This is a genomic window from Paludifilum halophilum, assembly GCF_002245355.1.
Lineage (GTDB): Bacteria > Bacillota > Bacilli > Thermoactinomycetales > DSM-45169 > Paludifilum > Paludifilum halophilum.
In genome coordinates, this window is the sequence record NZ_NOWF01000002.1 from 257,726 (window position 1) to 276,517 (window position 18,792).

General features: G+C 50.7%; 15 protein-coding genes, 1 pseudogene and 1 other annotated feature. Of the genes and pseudogenes, 7 read left to right on the forward strand and 9 right to left on the reverse strand.

The genetic code is table 11. From position 1 onward, the window contains the following. The first annotated feature begins 6 nt into the window (after positions 1 to 6). Positions 7 to 573, forward strand: a complete 567-nt coding sequence (locus CHM34_RS04185) for a GNAT family N-acetyltransferase (RefSeq protein WP_169713581.1) — start codon at positions 7 to 9, stop codon at positions 571 to 573. On the opposite strand, the gene CHM34_RS04190 is transcribed toward CHM34_RS04185, so the two are convergent. The 4 genes and pseudogenes from CHM34_RS04190 to CHM34_RS04205 all read right to left on the reverse strand — a co-directional run bounded on the left by CHM34_RS04190 (position 548) and on the right by CHM34_RS04205 (position 4,600). Beyond that, on the reverse strand, positions 548 to 997 hold the full coding sequence (locus CHM34_RS04190) for a hypothetical protein (protein WP_094263330.1): 450 nt from the start codon (positions 995 to 997) through the stop codon (positions 548 to 550). The genes CHM34_RS04185 and CHM34_RS04190 overlap by 26 nt on opposite strands. A 187-nt stretch (positions 998 to 1,184) precedes the next feature. Beyond that, positions 1,185 to 2,013, reverse strand: a pseudogene (locus CHM34_RS04195) (carbohydrate ABC transporter permease). Positions 2,014 to 2,030: 17 nt separating this feature from the next. Further along, on the reverse strand, positions 2,031 to 3,335 hold the full coding sequence (locus tag CHM34_RS04200) for a carbohydrate ABC transporter permease (protein WP_094263526.1): 1,305 nt from the start codon (positions 3,333 to 3,335) through the stop codon (positions 2,031 to 2,033). A gap of 5 nt (positions 3,336 to 3,340) precedes the next feature. Continuing rightward, positions 3,341 to 4,600, reverse strand: a complete 1,260-nt coding sequence (locus CHM34_RS04205) for an ABC transporter substrate-binding protein (RefSeq protein ID WP_094263527.1) — start codon at positions 4,598 to 4,600, stop codon at positions 3,341 to 3,343. Positions 4,601 to 4,942: 342 nt separating this feature from the next. Between CHM34_RS04205 and trmB the strand changes: the two genes are divergently transcribed. After that, positions 4,943 to 5,590: a tRNA (guanosine(46)-N7)-methyltransferase TrmB gene (gene trmB / locus CHM34_RS04210; RefSeq protein WP_094263331.1), complete on the forward strand. Its 648-nt coding sequence runs from the start codon at positions 4,943 to 4,945 to the stop codon at positions 5,588 to 5,590. A gap of 252 nt (positions 5,591 to 5,842) precedes the next feature. Further along, complete coding sequence (rpsD, locus tag CHM34_RS04220; RefSeq protein ID WP_094263333.1) at positions 5,843 to 6,442, forward strand: 30S ribosomal protein S4; 600 nt, start codon at positions 5,843 to 5,845, stop codon at positions 6,440 to 6,442. Positions 6,443 to 6,617: 175 nt separating this feature from the next. Here rpsD and CHM34_RS04225 read toward each other — a convergent pair whose 3' ends face one another. Continuing rightward, positions 6,618 to 6,899 (reverse strand): hypothetical protein, encoded by a 282-nt coding sequence (locus CHM34_RS04225; RefSeq protein ID WP_094263334.1) that lies wholly within the window; start codon positions 6,897 to 6,899, stop codon positions 6,618 to 6,620. Next, positions 6,877 to 7,905, reverse strand: a complete 1,029-nt coding sequence (locus CHM34_RS04230; RefSeq protein ID WP_094263335.1) for a hypothetical protein — start codon at positions 7,903 to 7,905, stop codon at positions 6,877 to 6,879. Before CHM34_RS04230 ends, CHM34_RS04225 begins: the two co-directional genes overlap by 23 nt. 690 nt (positions 7,906 to 8,595) lie before the next feature. Here CHM34_RS04230 and CHM34_RS04240 point away from each other — a divergent pair. The 3 genes from CHM34_RS04240 (at position 8,596) to CHM34_RS04255 (ending at position 11,384) form a co-directional block, all read left to right on the forward strand. Then, complete coding sequence (locus tag CHM34_RS04240; protein ID WP_094263337.1) at positions 8,596 to 9,546, forward strand: ABC transporter permease; 951 nt, start codon at positions 8,596 to 8,598, stop codon at positions 9,544 to 9,546. 703 nt (positions 9,547 to 10,249) lie between these two features. Continuing rightward, positions 10,250 to 10,753 (forward strand): P-loop NTPase family protein, encoded by a 504-nt coding sequence (locus tag CHM34_RS04250; protein ID WP_094263339.1) that lies wholly within the window; start codon positions 10,250 to 10,252, stop codon positions 10,751 to 10,753. Next, positions 10,746 to 11,384, forward strand: a complete 639-nt coding sequence (locus tag CHM34_RS04255) for a hypothetical protein (RefSeq protein ID WP_094263340.1) — start codon at positions 10,746 to 10,748, stop codon at positions 11,382 to 11,384. The genes CHM34_RS04250 and CHM34_RS04255 overlap by 8 nt, the downstream gene beginning before the upstream one ends. Positions 11,385 to 11,816: 432 nt before the next feature. Here the strand turns inward: CHM34_RS04255 and CHM34_RS04265 are convergent, their stop codons facing one another. Both CHM34_RS04265 and tyrS read right to left on the reverse strand, forming a co-directional pair. Then, positions 11,817 to 12,227, reverse strand: a complete 411-nt coding sequence (locus CHM34_RS04265) for an ASCH domain-containing protein (RefSeq protein ID WP_094263342.1) — start codon at positions 12,225 to 12,227, stop codon at positions 11,817 to 11,819. A gap of 167 nt (positions 12,228 to 12,394) precedes the next feature. Further along, complete coding sequence (tyrS, locus tag CHM34_RS04270; RefSeq protein WP_094263343.1) at positions 12,395 to 13,660, reverse strand: tyrosine--tRNA ligase; 1,266 nt, start codon at positions 13,658 to 13,660, stop codon at positions 12,395 to 12,397. Between the two features lie 66 nt (positions 13,661 to 13,726). Next, positions 13,727 to 13,939, reverse strand: a binding site (T-box leader). A gap of 55 nt (positions 13,940 to 13,994) precedes the next feature. Here tyrS and CHM34_RS04275 point away from each other — a divergent pair. Next, complete coding sequence (locus tag CHM34_RS04275) at positions 13,995 to 16,628, forward strand: transglycosylase domain-containing protein (RefSeq protein WP_094263344.1); 2,634 nt, start codon at positions 13,995 to 13,997, stop codon at positions 16,626 to 16,628. 48 nt (positions 16,629 to 16,676) lie between these two features. Here CHM34_RS04275 and acsA read toward each other — a convergent pair whose 3' ends face one another. Next, positions 16,677 to 18,395: an acetate--CoA ligase gene (gene acsA / locus CHM34_RS04280; RefSeq protein ID WP_439116311.1), complete on the reverse strand. Its 1,719-nt coding sequence runs from the start codon at positions 18,393 to 18,395 to the stop codon at positions 16,677 to 16,679. Between the last annotated feature and the right edge of the window lie 397 nt (positions 18,396 to 18,792).

The window sequence follows — 18,792 nt, forward strand, 5'->3', positions numbered from 1 at the left end:
AACCCTGTGCTCACCCTATATGCAGAGACACCGATCCGGCTGACACTGCTGGAAAGGCGACACGCTCCGATCCTATACCGCCTGGTTGAGACCAACCGAACCCACTTACAACCCTGGCTGACCTGGGTCAATCATATGCATTCCCTCGCTGACATGGAATCTTACATTCTCCGCTCGCTGTCCGGATACGCTTGTCAACGGGAAGCCCATTTCGGGGTATGGTGGGGTCAATGGCTCGCCGGTTCCGTCACCGTGGAACGAATCGATCCGGTCAATCGAGTGGCGGAAATCGGGTATTGGCTGGATCAGCGCTTTACCGGCCGCGGTGTCATGAGTCGTTCTGTGTCACGGCTGGTGGATTATCTTTTCGACGAGCGCCATATCAATCGGGTGGAAATCCGCACGGTTCCGGCCAATCGAGCCAGCCGTGCTGTTGCCCGTCGACTCGGACTTCACTATGAGGGAACACTGCGGCAAGCCGGTTATTCCAACGGGGTTTTTGTCGACCATGAACTTTATGGATTGCTTCGCTCGGACTGGAAGTTGATTACTGGATCTCACCCACCGGTTTGATCACGGATTGTCCGTCCTCTTCTACGGATTGAAACACGGCGTTACCGGGAGTGAGTCCTTTTTTAACGGAAAAGGTACCCGCTTTTCGGGGCACTTTCACATAGCGAACCACATCATCCCCTTGGACAAACACGACCAACTGATGGGTGTCACTGTTTTCAATGCCTGTCTCTTCAGCCTTCGCCCAATCAAACCCTAATTTCTTCCTGATTTCTTTGGCAGAAGTATAGGGTTGGAACACATACATCCGATCCCAGTCGAAGGTCGTAACATAATTCATGCGCATTAAGCCACTGCCTTCACCGCTTTGCAACCGTTTCACCGATTGAACCAAATCCTCTTTCAGACTGGGTTGAGTCAAACTTCCACAGGCGGACAACAGCAAACAAAGAATGAGAACAGCGGCGATTGTTCTTTGATTCATAGCGGTTCCTCCTCTGATTCGTTCCAAACGGCATCGAGCGACTTTCCTTGTAAAAAAGGGCTCTCTACCATCTTAATCCCAATCGTCCCCTCCGTCGATCCTTTGATTTGTACAAAATAAAACAGATGGCTCTCGACCATCTGTAAGAGTATAAAACAGTTTTATGGAGGAAGAATGGACGGTCTGATTATTCCTTGACAGCGCCGGAGGTCAGCCCGGAGACAATCCGCCGCTGGAACAGGAGGACCATGATCACCAATGGAAGGGTTACGATGACTGATGCCGCTGAGATTTCCCCCCCAGGGTATGGAGTAACGCCCTTGGAACAGGGCGATCCCGACGGGTACGGTTTTCATACCTTCATCGGTATTGATGGTGAGAGCGAAGAAGAACTCGTTCCAAGCGGCGATAAATACCAGTATGGCCGTGGTAAACGTCCCCGGAACCGCCAGGGGAAAGATCACTTTCCAAAATGTTTGCATCGTGGTTGCTCCATCGATTTTGGCCGCTTCCTCCAGCTCAAAGGGAATTTTGCGGAAAAAGGCAGTCAGATTCCACATGGCCAAAGGCAAGGCGAAGGTGGTATAGGGAATGATCAGACCCAGGTAACTGTTGGTCAGCCCCGCGTTTTGCATAAACAGAAAGATAGGGGAAATCGTCGCAATCTGAGGAAACATCGAAGCCGCCAGTACCACTCCCAGTACGATACTCTTCCCCCGGAATCGGAGACGGGCGATGGCGTAGGCCGCAATCGCCGCGATAAAAACACAGTAAAGGGTTGTGGCGACCGCGACAACCGTGCTGTTCCAAAGATAAGAAGCAAAAGGACGTTGGGTAAAAACCCGTTTGAAATTTTCCAGGGTCGGTTCTTCCGGAATCGGGGTAAAAGCCTTTTCCCCGAAAAGTTCCCCCGGGGGTTTAAAAGCCGTACTCGCCTCCCACAGGAAAGGAAACAGAATCACGATTAAGAACCCCGCCAGGAACAGATAAAACAGAGGACCTGTTTTTTTCGGCATCTTTGCTCACCCTTTCCTCACTTGGAGCCTCCGTCGCTGATGAGATCTTTCCCGAGCATTTTGACGAACAACATGCTGATCAGAGCGACGAACAGGAACACGATCACAGCCAACGCAGAACCCGCTCCGAAGTTTAACTGGGCAAACATGGTTTTATAGGCATAGACTGAAATGGTTTCTGTCGCGTTGGCCGGTCCTCCTCCGGTCAACACATAAATGAGATCGAACACGCGAAAGGCGTCCAGAGTGCGGAACAAGAGGGCGACCAGGAGCGTGTTGCGCAACATCGGCAGGGTGATCTTAAAAAACTGCTGTATCCGGGAGGCTCCATCCACCTCCGCCGCTTCGTAGAGATTTTTCGGTATGGTCTGCAACCCGGCGAGGATTAACAGCGTCATAAAGGGAGTTGTCTTCCAAACATCAGCAAAAATAACAGCGAACATCGACCAGAACTTGGTGGTCAGTAAAACGCCCATATGAGGAAGCAAACCGATTTTCTCAAACAGGAAGGCCAATATCCCGTTTTGTCCGTCAAACAAAAACTTCCACATGAGAGCGGCCACCGCTGTCGGCAGGGCCCAGGGGATCAGGACCGAAGCCCGAACCAGTCCGCGGCCGATAAATTCCCGATTGAGCACGACAGCGATCCACAAACCCAATACCAATTCCAATGCGACAGAAATGACCGTGAAAACGAAGGTATTTTCCAGGGAAGCCCACATGCGGCCATCCTGAAGATAGAGCTTGTAATACTTCAATCCGACAAAATTGGGCTCGATCAACGAATCCTGAAGACCTTTGCTCAAACCGATCACCCGGTCCGGATCCTTCAGGCTTTTTTTCAACCCGGCCAGTTCGGCTTCAACCTTTTCCAACTCCCGGGCGGCCGCCTGGGCCTGCTGTCGGTCCACCTCGATGAACCTCTCCTCCTCAGGCACTGTTTCCCCTTCCAGCAGCCGTTCGTCCACCTCATCATACCGATTGGCGAAAGCGGATTTTTCCCGGAAGGCGGCATTGACACGTTCCACCCGATCCTTCAATTTCGTCAGTCGTTCCCTGGTTTCGCCCTTCGCCCCCTCGATTTCATCCTTCAGCGAAGTGAGCAGAAAGGGGAAGTTTTCGGCATACAGTTGGACATTGACCCCATAGTGAGTGTATGCTTCCGACTTTGCAGGATCATTGAGCCGAACATCATAGAGACTGAGCCAAAAAGAGTGAGCCACGGGATACATAGCGATCACAAAGATCAGGATCAATGCCGGAAGGATGAAGAGGTACCCCGTCCTTTTTTCAGAAGGACCCTTCCCTCTCCCTGGAATCATGGCTTTCAACCGCCTTCAACCACCTTTTTTAGCTTTTGCTCCATCCTTTTGACAGCGTTCTCGGGCTTCTCCTCTCCGGCAATGGTTTTGGAGACTTCCACCTGAATAATATCGGAAATCTTCGGATATTCCGGGGAAACCGGCCGAGGAACAGCGGATTTGACACCTTTGATGAATTCTTCGTTCTCAAAAAGGGGACTCGCTTTTTTTACATCCTCATCCTGATACAGCGGGAGATAGGTCGGAGCGAGACCACCGTCGACAGCGGAGATCTTCTGTCCTTTTGCACCATTCATAAACTTGATAAGTTCCCACGCCTCTTTTTTGTGTTTGGAGTTTTTGTTGATCCCGGTCATCCAACCTCCCAGGGCCGCTGTGGATCCTGCGTCTCCCTGAGGAAGGGCGGCAACCCCTACCTTCCCCATAACGTCCGATCCGTCTTCCTGCATTTTGGCGTAGTGGTAGGGCCACTGCCGGCTGAACACCGCCTGCCCTTCACTGTAGATGGCGTCGGTTTCGATTTCGGTGATCGCAGTTACATGACCGGGAACATAATCGGACTGAGCCATTTCCCTCAATTTTCGCAACCCTTCGACGGTCCCCTTGCTGTCGATCACCACTTTTCCCTGTTCATCCAACACCCGACCGCCATATGCACCGATCAACTCAATGAAGTTGCAGACGAGACCTTCATATTGTTTGCCTTGAAACACGTATCCGAATGAAGTTCCTTGTTCACCTTTCAACTCTTCGGCCTGTTCAGTCAACGCTTCCCACGTCTTCGGAACGTCTTCTTCATCCACCATATCCTTGCGGTAATACAGAAGCCCGGCATCCACGAATTTCGGCATGGTCCACTGTTTGCCGTTGTAACGCCCGGCTTTTACTGCACCGTTCACATACTTGTCCAGATCGATACCATCCTTTTGGATGAACCGGTCCAAAGGTTGCAAATATCCCGCCTGGGCAAATTCCGCCGACCAGATGACATCCAGGTCGAACACGTCGATTTCATCCGAGTTTCCGCTAAACATGGTCACATACTGATCATGACTCACTCCGGTATCGGAGGGCATCTCCTTAAATCGAATGTCCATTTGGGGATGTTCCTTTTCAAATTCTTCGATTAATTTTTTCGTGGTCTGGGTTTGGTCTTTGCCGCGGGCATAAGTAATCGTCACTTGGCCGCCGTCACCTTCCGCCCCCTGATCGGATCCCCCGCCGCAGGCAGCCAGGGAGCCGATCAGGGAAAAAGCAATCCCCATCGATACGATTTTTTTCCAGGTGTTCACGTTTGTCTCCCCCTTGAACAGGATTTTCTCCGTGACAACCGTCGTCTACGTTTTTCATCCTCCTGTATCCACCGAGAGCAAGCGCTTCTGTTCAGAGACTTCAGGGCGGTGTAAACGCTGTCAAAAAGCATCCGGTGATACTGATTGTATCGAAATGCAATCGTTTGCACAAGTCTTAAATGAAAGAAAGTTCGCGAATCAGAATCCGACCGATCGAAAACCGGTTTCCCTTTTTCTATTGAAGAAGGGAGTTCAAAAAGACCGTCCTTTTCCGCTATAATATGGAGGCGAGATTGACAGATAAAGGAGAACACCATGCGACTGCGACGAAAACCGTACGCCAAGGAAATGGTCCAAAAACATCCCCGGGTGGTTCTGGAACCGGAACGGGTGAAAGGATTCTGGAAGGAACTCTTCGGCAACGATCGGCCGATTCACGTGGAGCTGGGCACCGGAAAAGGCCGGTTCCTGTCCACCGTCTGCCGGATGCATCCCCGAATCAACTGGATCGGTGTGGAACGGATCGAGGATGTACTGCTACAGGCTTGCCGAAAATCCGATGAAACGGACTGCGACAATCTCCGTTTCCTCTGGATGGACATTCAGCATTTGAACGAGGTTTTCGCCGAAGGAGAAGTCGAAAAGATTTTGCTCCACTTCAGCGACCCTTGGCCCAAAAAAAGGCACGCCAAACGGCGCCTCACCCATCACCGTTTTTTAAATCTGTACCGGAAAATCCTGACTCCTTCCGGAACCCTGCAGTTGAAGACGGACAACGAGTCATTGTTCGCCTTTACGCTCGAAGAACTGGAACACTGCGGTTTCCGTCTGTTGGAGTTCTCCCGGGACTTTCACCGCAGTCCTTACGCCCGGGAAAACGTACAGACGGAGTATGAAGAGAAATTTTCCGAGCGGGGCCTGCCGATCTATTATCTGCTGGCTCGCCCCTCGTCCGCGTATTGACATTGTCAATACAGCCGGTATAATAGATTCTGTATGGCTCAAACGGTTCCTTTCTGAAAAGGGAACACGAGGATAGCACAGCAAAAATAGGTGATGGATTCACCCTCACTGGATCGTCCTGCGGGGCAGCGGCTGTTTTTCCCGGCAGGTGTCCCTCCTTTCGCCGCTATCCGGAAGGTGCGGGCAATAAACAGCGGTCCAGCCATACCCTGTTGTTTGCGATCTGCAAATATGGAAAGGAGCAAAACCATTATGGCACGTTATACCGGACCTCGTTGGAAATTGAGCCGCCGGGTGGGCATCTCCCTTTCCGGAACCGGCAAGGAGATGAAACGGCCTTATCCCCCGGGGGAACACGGTCCTCACCAGCGGCGGAAGCTTTCCGAATACGGGATTCAGTTGCAGGAAAAACAAAAACTGCGTTTTATGTACGGTCTGAATGAAAAACAGTTCCGGTCTCTGTTTGAAAAGGCCGGCAAGATGAAAGGGGTTCATGGTGAAAACTTCATGAGGCTCCTGGAATCCCGCCTGGACAACCTCGTCTACCGTCTGGGCCTGGCCCGCACCCGCGCCCAAGCCCGGCAGCTGGTAGTACACGGCCACATCACCGTCAACGGTAAAAAGGTGGACCGTCCTTCCTACCAAGTGAAGGTGGGCGATGTCATCGGACTGCGGGAAAAGAGCCGCAACTTGGGTATCGTCAAGGAAGCCCTGGAAGAGCGCTCCTTCCTGCCGGAATACCTCACCTTTGACGACAACAACATGGAAGGCACCTACTCCCGCCTGCCGGAACGGGATGAACTCCCCGCCGAAATCAATGAACGTCAAATCGTTGAATATTACTCCCGGTAATCGGGATGATAACCCCCCCTGTCCCATGGGACAGGGGGGGTTTTATGATTGGGGTACAACCTATGATTCTTTTCATCATGTTCAGAAAACGATACTTTATCTCCTCGCCTTCTTATTAATTTTGATTAATCAAGCAAGGAGTCGGAAACTTGTGAACGAATCAGGTTATTTTTTCTTAATAGTCGTAAATAAACTCATACCACTGGCTATACCACGTCCAGTTATCATCATAAGCTCTCCATTCTGCTGCAAACCCACTTTTAGTGGCGATACCGACCAGACTACCATTACTTTTGTATTGTGCTGAGTATTCAACTGTAATGGGTTCATTGTTATAGAATGCAAAGTTATAGCCGTTAAGGGCGTTAGTTCCACTGAACAAAGCACTGTAAAATTGATCTTCTTTATCCCCCGATGTTTCTAATTCAGCTTGATCACCTGTCCATTCGAATTGCACTGCAATGCTTGCTGGAAATCCAAACTGTAGGATCCTCATCAAGATCATACGCTTGAGTATCCGGTTCCCAGTCCATCAACAGGTCTCCTATATAGACATTATCGAAACTCCCTTGATACCCACCAACATTACAACTGCACAACTCCCCTTCACTATCACGAACCGCTGCAGCACCGGAGTATACTCCAACATGAGATTTCATAATAATATAATCAGCTTCTGGATCCTCATCTTGTGCATGATAGGCAGTGTGATCTGCAATATACTTACCGATAACATCGATATCCCCTTCAGTGGGATCTTCGGCGTAATATGTCAACCCCTCTCTTTGGGAAGTCAAAATAGGTGCATCTACGAAAGTCCCTGCATCAGTTTTTACCTTAACTTCTTTCCCTTTCGGGTGATTTTTCCGTATTTTCTTGATATGTTCTTTAAATTGAGTCACTTTTGTTTTTCCAGTAAGACTTTCAACTTGCTCTTTTATTTTTTTGTTCGTGACAATCTCTTCAATATCAGTAGATTTGGGATACGCGACATTTTCGGTAAAAGAAAAGAATTCATCATTGTAGTTGTATACCGTGATGCTAGTAGATACAGATTTCATTCCCTTTTTTTGACCCGTTTTTTTCAGAGTGGGAGGTCCAGAGGATGCATTCCTAGAGGATTCTTCTTCGCTAGAAATATTGATCGTTTTTACTTCAGCACCTTTCTTTTTCTCTAAGTCCGCCTTGTGTTTTTCAACTTCCTTAGGTGACAACATCATCGGTACACTTTTCTCAAAAATCAAATCTAAAACTGGAACTTTATCATTAATTAAACCATAAATCGTAATTGAATTGCCCGACTCACTAATAAATTCACTCATTTCCTCTATCTTTGACTTTTTATTTAATTCCTGCACACTTAAAATTTTGTGGTCATCCGTACTGCTACCATAGACAACAGGTTGTATACTCATTATAAACACTGTAGCCACAAGAATGCTAATTACCATAAGTTTATTCATGAAATAAAAGCCTTCGTTTCATTCTTTATCCATTTAAACTGTAACATTCCATTATGTTTGTTTCAATGATTTTTTTCATATTTTCCCCAGGAAAATAAACGCCTGTAATGGAACCAAAGTTTAGAGTATAAAAAGAGAAGCTCCTTCGGTATAATCGCATTAAAATTCGACTGACACAAAGAAGTAATGAAGGAATTAATCACTTGATATCACAATTCTTTTACAGCAAATAAACGATCCTTACATCCGGCGAAGTGACAGTGCTGGTTCAAAATTTTAGGTGAAACCAAACATCATGGAAAAAGAGAATAACTCATAAGGGAGTGAAAAAGGGAATGAAGCAACTTATAGTGGGATGCACATTGATGCTCGCGGGAATCTTATTGTATGGATTACGATGGGTTGCTGGTGCAATACTGGCTGCTGGACAAGATGTCGGCCTGTCACAAGGACTTAGTCGTATGGGGTTTTTTCCTTTTATTTTTAGTCTATCTCTAATTATAATTGGACTTCTTTTTATTATAGTAAGCGACGATGGAAAACCGATCAGCAAGGTGAATGAAGACAGTAAGAGACGCCAATAACCGTACTGATTTCATGCAGATAAACAAAAGAGACGGTTGATTTTTTGGAATCAACCGTCTCTTTTCACAACCTTATCACATCTTTATATCAAAGGGGCCATCCTTCATGAAACAAGCACTGGATTCATGGAAAATAGAATTACGCTTATTGTCACGAAACTACTGGTCATGGATCGTTCTTATTCTTACTGGGATTTATATCATCTTCGGTTTTCCGGAATTTTTGTTACAGTATGACCCGGGTCGTACATTAATGGGCTCCGCCTATGTGGTGGTCGGAGGAATCCTGATTTTTCTCATTTACGGATGGAGTCTGATCCATAAAGAAAAAGAATCTCAAATCGAAGAAGTGATCGAAAGCCTACCCCATGGCATCCGGGGAAAGATTCTGGGCAAAGGATTGGCACTCGTATCGGTTGTCGCCCTGTCCATGTCCTATTCCATGATTTTGGTTTTCTATCGGTTCTATAAAGCGGATGTATTATCGATCTTTTGGGTAAAAGCTGTCCCATACCTGTTGTTATATTGGGGGCTTCCTTTTCTCGTCGCCGGCTTGCTCGGCATGGTCATCCGATTATCCATTTCATCCAAACTTTCTTACCTGCTGATTCTGGTCGTATGGATTTTGTTCAGTCCGCTGATCAGCATACTCAGTGATATGAATCATTCAACTCCGTTCATCAGTGACTGGATCTCCAAACTTCAAACCTTTAATCTTGGACAATCCGATATCCATACCCCCTATGACCCTGTCTATGGATTGCCGATGGAGATTTACCGCTGGATGAAAGTCCTTTTTTGGCTATTGGTATCCGTTTTTCTTTTATGCCTCCGGTATCTTCAAAAGACTCACCACTCTTTATTTCCCACTCAGGGATGGTATGTATCAGCAGGTTTTCTGGTTTTGATCCTCCCGGTACTCTATTTGTGGAATCTGCCGGATCAGCCGAGGTTTGAACAAGGCAATCGTGTAACTGAAGATTACAGACAGTACTATGGGGATCATCCGAAAATCCATTTTAAAAACGGGGTTCCCTTCACGATTCATTCCTATTGAATCCATGTCGACAGCTTTCGGGATCTGTCCGTAAAAGCGCGAATCAAGATCCAGCCCCAAAAGCCTGCGGACCACATCGTCTTCACCTTGTACCACGGATTAAAAATAAACAGCATTCAATCGGGAAACAAAAGAATTCCCTTTCAACAAAAGGGAGATCAAATTAAGGTATCGCTCCCTCAACCTTTATCACCCGATCAAACGAAAACCCTAACCTTCGTATATGAAGGTGTTTCTTCTCCTTACTTCTTTGCCAATGAGCAAGCCCTCTACTTACCCAATTATTTTCCGTGGTATCCGGTGGCGAAAGCGAAACCAGTGGTCTTGGCAGACGGCAAGTTCAATCCGAATCCCCCCGATCGAAAAACGTTCTTCCAACTGCACTATTCCGGACCTGAACCGCTGTTCACCAATCTCCCCCGAACCGGAGAAGGAGTATGGAGTGGAACAGTACCGCAAGGAATCACCCTTGTATCCGGCATGATGACCCGAACAAGGATCGACGGGAAGGAGATCTATTATCCCCATTCGATGAACCTCTTGCTTAAATCCCTTCCTGGTTATTTGCCGCAGATTTCTAAGATCCAACGAAGAATGGAACGAATCTTAAATATCCCATTGTTCCACTTTGCCGTATTCAAAGGAATCCCGCGAAAAGAACGAGACAAGCAAGTCGATGAAATGATTGAAAGAGTCAACCTGAATGAATACACCGACAGGAAAATTGGACAACTGTCAGGGGGGGACCATCCGGCGTGTCGGGATTGCCCAAGCACTGCTGAAACATCCGGAAATCATGATCGTGGATGAACCGACTGCAGGCTTAGACCCTCAGGAAAGAATTCGTTTCCGGAAATTATTGCGCCAGGTCGGACAAGACTCCATTGTGATCATTTCTACCCATATCGTTGAAGACATTGAAGCGATCTGTGACCATGCGGCAATCCTGCATCAGGGAACCCTCAAAACCGTCGGACCTATTGATGAAATCCGACATAAAGCATCCGGAAATGTATGGGAATTAAAGATCCCTCATCATGAGTTTTACCGTGTATCTGAGCAATGGAACGTTATCTCCCATCAGCGGGAACAAGAGCACTATCGTCTTCATATCTTATCCGAAACCAAGCCGGAGGGAGCCGAACCGATCACTCCCACTTTGGAGGACAGCTACCTTTATTTAATGGAGAAACAAAAGCATGCTTAAACAGATCGACCTTCGTCTGGATTGGAAGTCGATGGGTATTCTGGCTTATGTACCTGTTGCGGTTGTCGCTTTATTGACTGGTTATTACACGATTGATCCGCCCCATGACATTTTTTATGTAATCAGAACCCTCGAAATGAGTGTCCCCGTATTCGCAAGCTGGTGGAGTATCTTTCTGATGCAAGAATATGTAGAGGGTGTAGGGGGAGAGACGCTGTTCAGCTACCCTCTCCACCGGTGGAAAATGGGAACTCTCCGTATTTTAATCTTCTGGATGTTGTATCTATCGATCGTGGCCGTCCTTCTTGGTTGGGTCCAATTCCTCATGCCTGACACGGACCTGTTTTTCAGCCTGTTGATCGAGTTGGGGATACAATCTTTTTTCTTCGCCGGTCTCGGATTTTTATTTATCGTCGTCACCAAAAACACAAGCTGGTCGATGGGATTGGTTATTGTATACACCAGCACGCTCCTGACAGGGGGAAATCTGATTCCTGTCAGCAATATTTTTGTTTTTCGCGATGAACCACCGTCCCTCGACCAGATCCTGTCTCCAGCGATCAAGCCGCTTCTCTTCGGGATCCTCTGTTGGGTGATCGCCCAATGGCGGCTAGGACGCGGCTGGTCATGAACGACTGCCATTGGCCAACTAGTGCCCCTCCAGGAAACTTTGATCTGTTTGATCCCTTGTTGGGGGTGGTCGGGGTGGTAGGCCGTCTCCGATCTCTTGCAAAAACGCAAAGGATCTACGCCGGCCTACCACCCTCCCAACTTGGTTACCAGATGGACTAGAAGCGTTGCGAAAAAGTCCGTTTTCGGGAGGGTGGGGTTCCACACGGAGTGCCTTTGGCTCGTCAGAACAACGAAACGGAGTGTGGAACCCCACCCCGACCCACCAAGGATGTGCTAAAATCACAACGCTTCTAGGTGCGAGAGCCGATGATCAGACACACCTCCATACCAAGGGACCCAATTGAAAACTTAAAATCAATCAACCCGTTACTTTCAAGGAGCTATTCATGTATTAACACAAGCCCCTGTCCCCATGAACAGGGGGGTTCGCTTATTTCTCCAGTTCAAACAGCTCGACGAGCAAAACGGTTTGGTCGTGTAGATGAAAACCTTTTGCGATCTCTTCCGCCCATGCTTGTCTGTGGTCCTCCTGGAACTGCCGTACGTCTTCACCATTCCCTTCCCCGGCTACCAACCGGGGATCCGGGTTTCCGAAGGGGGTTTCAAAGACCTCCTTCATTCGGATGTGACAGCGGGGTTGATGGTGTTTATCGAGGACAGTCACCCCTTTTCCAACGGACTCATCGATTTCTCTTAATTCCTCCTCGGTATAGGCTTCCTTGGGGGCGCAAGTCGCCGTTTTTTCACCCCGGAGGATCTGCTGAATCAATTTTTCACCCAGTCCCCGATCGCCTTCCCAGCCGAACACGGTTGTGAACGGTTGGACGTTTCTCTCTTCCATCTTCGTCCTCCTTAGAAGCGTTATATTAGAAGTATTATAGCGGGCGACAGCGTTTACCCGAACCGCTCCGATTGCGCTTTTAGTGTTTTTACCCAATATTGCTAAAAATCATGATGAAAACGGGTCCGCCCTCTTCGGACCCGTTTCCTTTTCCGGCGAGCACCCGGTCATCCGTCCAGGCTGACCCGGGCGAATTTTCGTTTGCCCACCTGAACTACCATTTCCTTCTTCAGTCGGATTTGGGCGTCGGTGTCAGTCACTTTTTCCCCATCGATCTTGACGGCCCCCTGTTTGACCATGCGGCGGGCCTCCCCGTTAGAGGCGACCAGCTCCAGCCGGCTCAACAAGTGAATGATCCACATTCGCCCGTCTTCCAGATCAGCGGCTGGGATGCTCTTTTCCGGGATGTCGTTGGGCAGGGCCCGTTGTTGGAATACTTTGCGGAACCGGGCTTCCGCTTCTTCCGCCGCTTCCGAACCGTGATACATCCGAACCAACCGTCGGGCCAATCCCATCTTGGCATCCCGGGGATGAAGCGTACCCTGTTCCAGCCCCTCCGCCAGGGACTTTTTCTCTTCCAGGGTAAGATCGGTCACCAGCTCATAGTATTTCTGCATCAAATCATCGGGGACGGACATCGCCTTCCCATACATATCTTCGGGCGTTTCCTCGATTCCGATGTAGTTACCCAGGCTTTTGGACATTTTCTTCACTCCGTCCAACCCTTCCAAAAGCGGCATGGTCAAAATCACCTGCTCCTCCTGGCCGTACTGGGACTGGAGCTGGCGGCCCATGAGCAGGTTGAAGGTCTGGTCAGTCCCTCCCAGTTCCACATCGCTTTCCAGAGCGACAGAATCGTATCCCTGCATCAAGGGGTAGAAAAATTCGTGAACGCTGATCGCCTGCCCCGCATGGTACCGCTTGGAGAAATCGTCCCGCTCCAGCATCCGGGCCACCGTTGTCTTAGCGGCCAGATCGACCACCGCCGCAAAGTCCAGGGGACTGAGCCACTTGCTGTTCAAATGGATCTCCGTCTTTTCCCGGTCCAGGATTCTAAACATCTGATCCGCATAGGTCCGGGCGTTTTCCTTGACTTCTTCCTCGGTCAGCTGCCGCCGGGTCTCGGATTTACCGGTGGGATCCCCGATCCGGCCGGTAAAATCCCCGATCACCAATTGTACGATATGGCCCATCTCTTGGAACTGGCGCAGTTTATTCAGGACCACGGTGTGACCGATGTGAATATCCGGGGCGGAAGGATCCAAACCGAGCTTCACTTTTAAGGGCCGGCTCGTTTCCACCGAGCGGCGCACCTTTTTCACCAAATCCTCTTCCGGTATGATCTCCGCCGCCCCCCGCCGGATCACCTCCAGCTGCTTGTTCACTTCCTCCTTGACTTCGGGAGTCATCGCTTCCTTCTCTTCTTTTTGCATTTGGATCACCTGCCTGATCGCTGATTAAAAAGGGTTAAAATCCATAAAATAACCTCGTCCCCTGAAAAAAGGGACGAGGTTTCACCCGCGGTACCACCCTTGTTGAAGGTGACATTCCACCTTCCACTTATGGGATAACGGGATTCCCTCCCGCCGTTTCCACCGTGAAACGGAGGCTCCCAGGCGTAATTCACACATACAGGGGCCGCTGGTTCGCACCGCCCACCAGCTCTCTGGGGGTCCCGCTGTACGGCTACTGGACCTGTTCAACACCTGAAGACGATTCATGAATGGATAAATCCAGTTTACCCGAGATGGAGGAGAGGATCAAGCGATGAAATCCGGCGGTGGGAAAAGAAATCGATCCGTATGGAAAAGGTGGGGCCGCCGGGGGATCAAAACGGTATTTCTATGTTTGCTCATTCTGTTAACCATGGGCATGGGGGCCGCCGGTACGTTGGGCGGATATTTCCTCTCTATCGCCAAGAAAGAGCCGATCCGCAGTCATGGGGATCTCACCCGGCAGTTGAATGGATGGACACAGACCAGCCACGCTTACTTCCGTGACTCCTCTCCCATCGGATCCATGCGGACCGAGGCGGACCGCAAGCTCATCCGCCTGGACGAGCTCAATCCCCGACTCATCGAGGCACTGGTGGCCACGGAAGATAAGGATTTTTTCCATCACCGAGGTATTGCCCCCCGCGCTATTCTGCGCGCCGCTTACCAATTCAGTGCCCGGACCCCTTCCGTCTCCGGCGGCAGTACGATTACCCAGCAACTGGTCAAAAACACGATTTTACAAAACCGGGACAAGGAGCTGAAACGAAAAGCCCGGGAAATCCTGCTCGCCCTGCGAATGGAGCGACTGTTTTCCAAGGAAGAGATTCTCACCTACTATTTAAACAGTCTCTTTTTCGGCAAGGGGGCTCACCGTCGCAACCTCTTGGGCGTACAGGCGGCGGCCAAAGGGATCTTCGGGGTGGAGGCCCGTGATCTGAATCTAGCCCAGTCCGCCTATCTCGCCGGAATGATTCAGCGACCCAATGCCTACAGCCCCTTTGATGATGAATCCCTGCAAGCCGGGAAAAAACGGATGAGAACGGTACTGAAGCGCATGCGGGACAACAGGTACATCTCGGCGGAGGAGTTCCAGGAGGCACTCGCCTTTGATCTACAGCCCACTCTGGCGGAAGGGGCCCCCAGTGCTTATCGCCGACACCCCTTCGTCATGTCGGCGGTGGAGGAGGAAGCGGCACGGGCCTTGATGAAGGCTGAAGGCTTGAATGCGGCGGAGCTGAGCCGCCAAGGACTGTACCGCTCCACTCTGGAACAGTACCGCAAACGGATCTTGACCGGGGGATACAAAATTTATACCACCTTGGACCCGACACTGGGCGATGCGATCAACCGGGCGGCGCGAAACCCCCATCTCTACGCCAACCCCGCCACCTACACCGTTAACGATGGTTCCCAAAAAAAGGTGATCAAAAACGCCCGGGAAGAAGTGGGTGCTGTCTTGATGGATGTAGAAAGCGGGGCGGTTCGGGCCTTCGTCGGGGGCCGGGATTTTAATCGGGGGCAAACCAATCACGCCTTGAACGCCCGCCGTCAGCCAGGGTCCGCGATCAAGCCCCTCCTGGATTACGGGCCCGCCATCGACCAAAATGGGCTCACCCCTGCCAGTGTCCTGGTGGACGAACCTCTGGAGGCGGAGGGAAACAACCAAAAAACCTATAAAAACCAAAACGGACGCTACATGGGCCCGGTCACCGCCCGGGAGGCATTGAAGCGATCCCTCAACATCCCGGCGATCAAGGTCCTTCGCCGGATCGGAACCGATCACGCTTTCCGCTACCTGAAACGAATGGAATTTCCCCTTCATCCCCGAGACGGGGAAGCCTCCGCCATCGGCGGATTTACCCGGGGATTCACAGTGGAAGAGATGACCTCGGGTTATGCCATGCTGGCCAATGAAGGAATCTACCAGAAACCCTATCTGATCCGTAAGATCGTCGATTCTTCCGACCGTACCGTTTATCGACACCGATTCTCCGGCCGAAGGATCCTGTCCGAGGACGCCGCCTATCTCACCACGGATATGCTGCGGGATGTGGTCAAAAGCGGGACGGGTCAACGGGTGGGTTCCCGTTTGCGAGGGTACGATCTCGCCGGTAAAACCGGGACTTCACAGAAGGGAAACGACCTCTGGTTCATCGGTTATACGCCCCGGATGGCACTGGGGGTATGGATCGGCTACGACATCAATCACCCTCTTCCCGATCACCGGAGGGCGAAGCAGGTTTTCTCCCGCCTCTTCCAGGCAGCGGCCCGTACCGATCCGGGCCTCTTTTCCACCGCCGACCGGTTTCGAGAACCGCCGGAACTGGAAGCCGTCGAACTATGTCAAGTCAGCGGAAAAAAAGCAACCGATGCTTGCCGTCAAGCAGAAGAAACCGCGACAGAGCATTTGCCGCCCTCGATGATCCCGGAGGATGAATGCGATCGACACGCTGTGGAAAACATCGTTCGCTTCAACGGCGAGCGTTACCGAGCCTCCCCTCAGACACCGCCGGATATGGTTTTTGAGGAAGCGGGGATCCGACTGTCGGAGGAGGAAGACCTCTTTTCTTATTACAAAGGGACCGTCCTCCCTTCGGAAACGGATCCCCGCACAGGCGGAGGTGAACTCCAGCCGCCCCACGTGGAAGCATCTTTCCACACCCGAGGTATCTCCCTCAGCTGGGACCACACCGGACAGCCCGGTGTCGTCGGCTACCGTGTCTACCGCGATCAAGAGCGGGTAGCCAGCCTCCGCCTCGGGGAAGAGCTCACCTATATCGGTACCCCCGGAGACTACACCGTCCATGCAGTGGATGTGGACGGAAGGGAATCAGCGCCATCAGAGAAAGTCCGGTTCTTTCCCTCCGCAGGTGAGAAGAAACGAAAAAAGTTTTTACCTTTTTAGCCATGAAAAAGGCGGCCCCGAGGCCGCCTTTTTCATGTATACTCTTTATCAGTCGTCCATTGTAGACAGATCGCCTGTAGGCAGATCCAATTCCCAGGCTTTCAGGACCCGGCGCATGATCTTACCGGAACGGGTTTTGGGCAATTTATCCTTGAACTCAATTTCCCGGGGGGCGGCGTGACCGGCCAAGCCTTCTTTAACGAAACGGCGGATTTCTTCTTTCAGCTCATCCGAAGCCTCATACCCCTTGCGCAGAGCAATGAAGGCCTTGATGATTTCGCCCCGGACGGGATCCGGTTTCCCGATCACCCCGGCTTCCGCCACCGCTTGATGCTCCACCAGCTTGCTCTCCACTTCAAAGGGACCGACCCGCTCCCCGGAGGTGTTGATCACATCGTCGATCCGCCCCTGGAACCAAAAATAACCGTCTTCATCCATATACGCCGAGTCTCCGGAGATATACCAGCCCGGGATGCGGAAATATTCCTTGTATTTTGACTCGTTTTTCCAGATCTTCCGCATCATCGAAGGCCATGGTGTGCGGATCGCCAAATTCCCCATCCGCAAGGGAGGCAACTCGTTGCCCTCATCATCGATGATCGCCGCCTGAATTCCGGGGAAAGGACGCCCCATCGAACCGGGCTTCATTTTCATGCAGGGATAGTTGGAAATGAGAATTCCCCCGGTCTCCGTCATCCACCAGTTATCGTGGATTCGCTTCCCGTAGGTTTCCATTCCCCAGCGGATCACTTCCGGATTGAGAGGTTCGCCGACGCTCAACATATGGCGCACTTTGGACAGATCAAACTGTTTGACGATATCGGCCCCGGCTCCCATCAGCATGCGAAAAGCTGTCGGGGCACTATACCAGACCGTCACTCCGTACTTTTCCAGGGTGCCGTACCAATCCTCGGGACTGAACCGGCCGCCTCGGATCACATTGGTCACCCCGTTCAGCCAGGGGGCGAAGATCCCGTAGGAAGTTCCCGTCACCCAACCCGGATCCGCCGTACACCAGTACACATCGTCCTCCTTGAGGTCCAGTACCCATCGCCCGGTCTGATAGTGATGGATCATCGCGTTGTGAACATGGACGACCCCCTTCGGCTTACCGGTGGAACCCGAAGTATAATGGATGATCATGCTGTCTTCCCGGTCCACCCATTCGATATCCAGTTCGGGGGATACCTGATCCATCTCTTTTTCGAAGCTATAAAACCCTTCCTCTTGTTCGCCCTCGGCACCGACGAGGATCACGTGCTTGAGAGCCGGCAGTTCTTTCACCGGTACCCGGGACAACAGCTGAGGAGTGGTAACCAGGGCGACCGCCTCGCTGTCCTCCAACCGGTCACGCACCGCTCCCTCCATAAAGGCTTCAAAGAGAGGGCCGACGATAGCCCCTACCTTGAGGGTTCCTAAAAAACTGAAATAAAGTTCCGGAGTCCGCGGCATGAAGATGAAGACGCGATCCCCTTTACCGACGCCGATTTTGCGAAGCACATTTCCGAAGCGGTTCGACTGTTCCTTCATCTGCCGGAAGGTGTACTTCTCTTCCCGGTCCGAATCACTGTAGTGCAAAGCGATATGGTCCCCTCGTTCCGACTCGGCATGGCGGTCGATCGCTTCATAGGCGGCATTCACTTTTCCCGTTTCATACCAGGAAAACTCTTTTTCCACATCTTTAAAGCTGAAGTTCTGGTACGCTTCTTCGTAGGATTCAAGATTATTCCCTGCGGCGATCGCTTCGATCGGCTGCGTTTCCTTCACTTGAATGCCCTCCTCTGTCCGCTTTTTCCCACTGCAAGAACCGATGACGGCCAAAAACCCGCTCGAAAGAATGAAAACGTTCCTCCCCGGTGAGTCCATCACTCCTTCCGGGCTCGGAAGGTTCATTGCACTCATTTGAAAACGGATTCATCCATCAGTATTATATCATAGATTGGAACATTCGCAATGTTTCATGGATATCTCTTCCGCCTCCTCATCAAGGTCCTTTCCCAGTCACGCCGCACCGGCTCCAATAGTTGATTCAATGCAAAAAACTACAACACCCAGTCCCGGGCATTCCCCTGCTAAAAGCTGAGATACAGGGAATAACCGGGTACTGGGTGAGGGCTACGAAACCGTTTTTCCGTTTAATCATGTCCTCTATTATAAATTAACA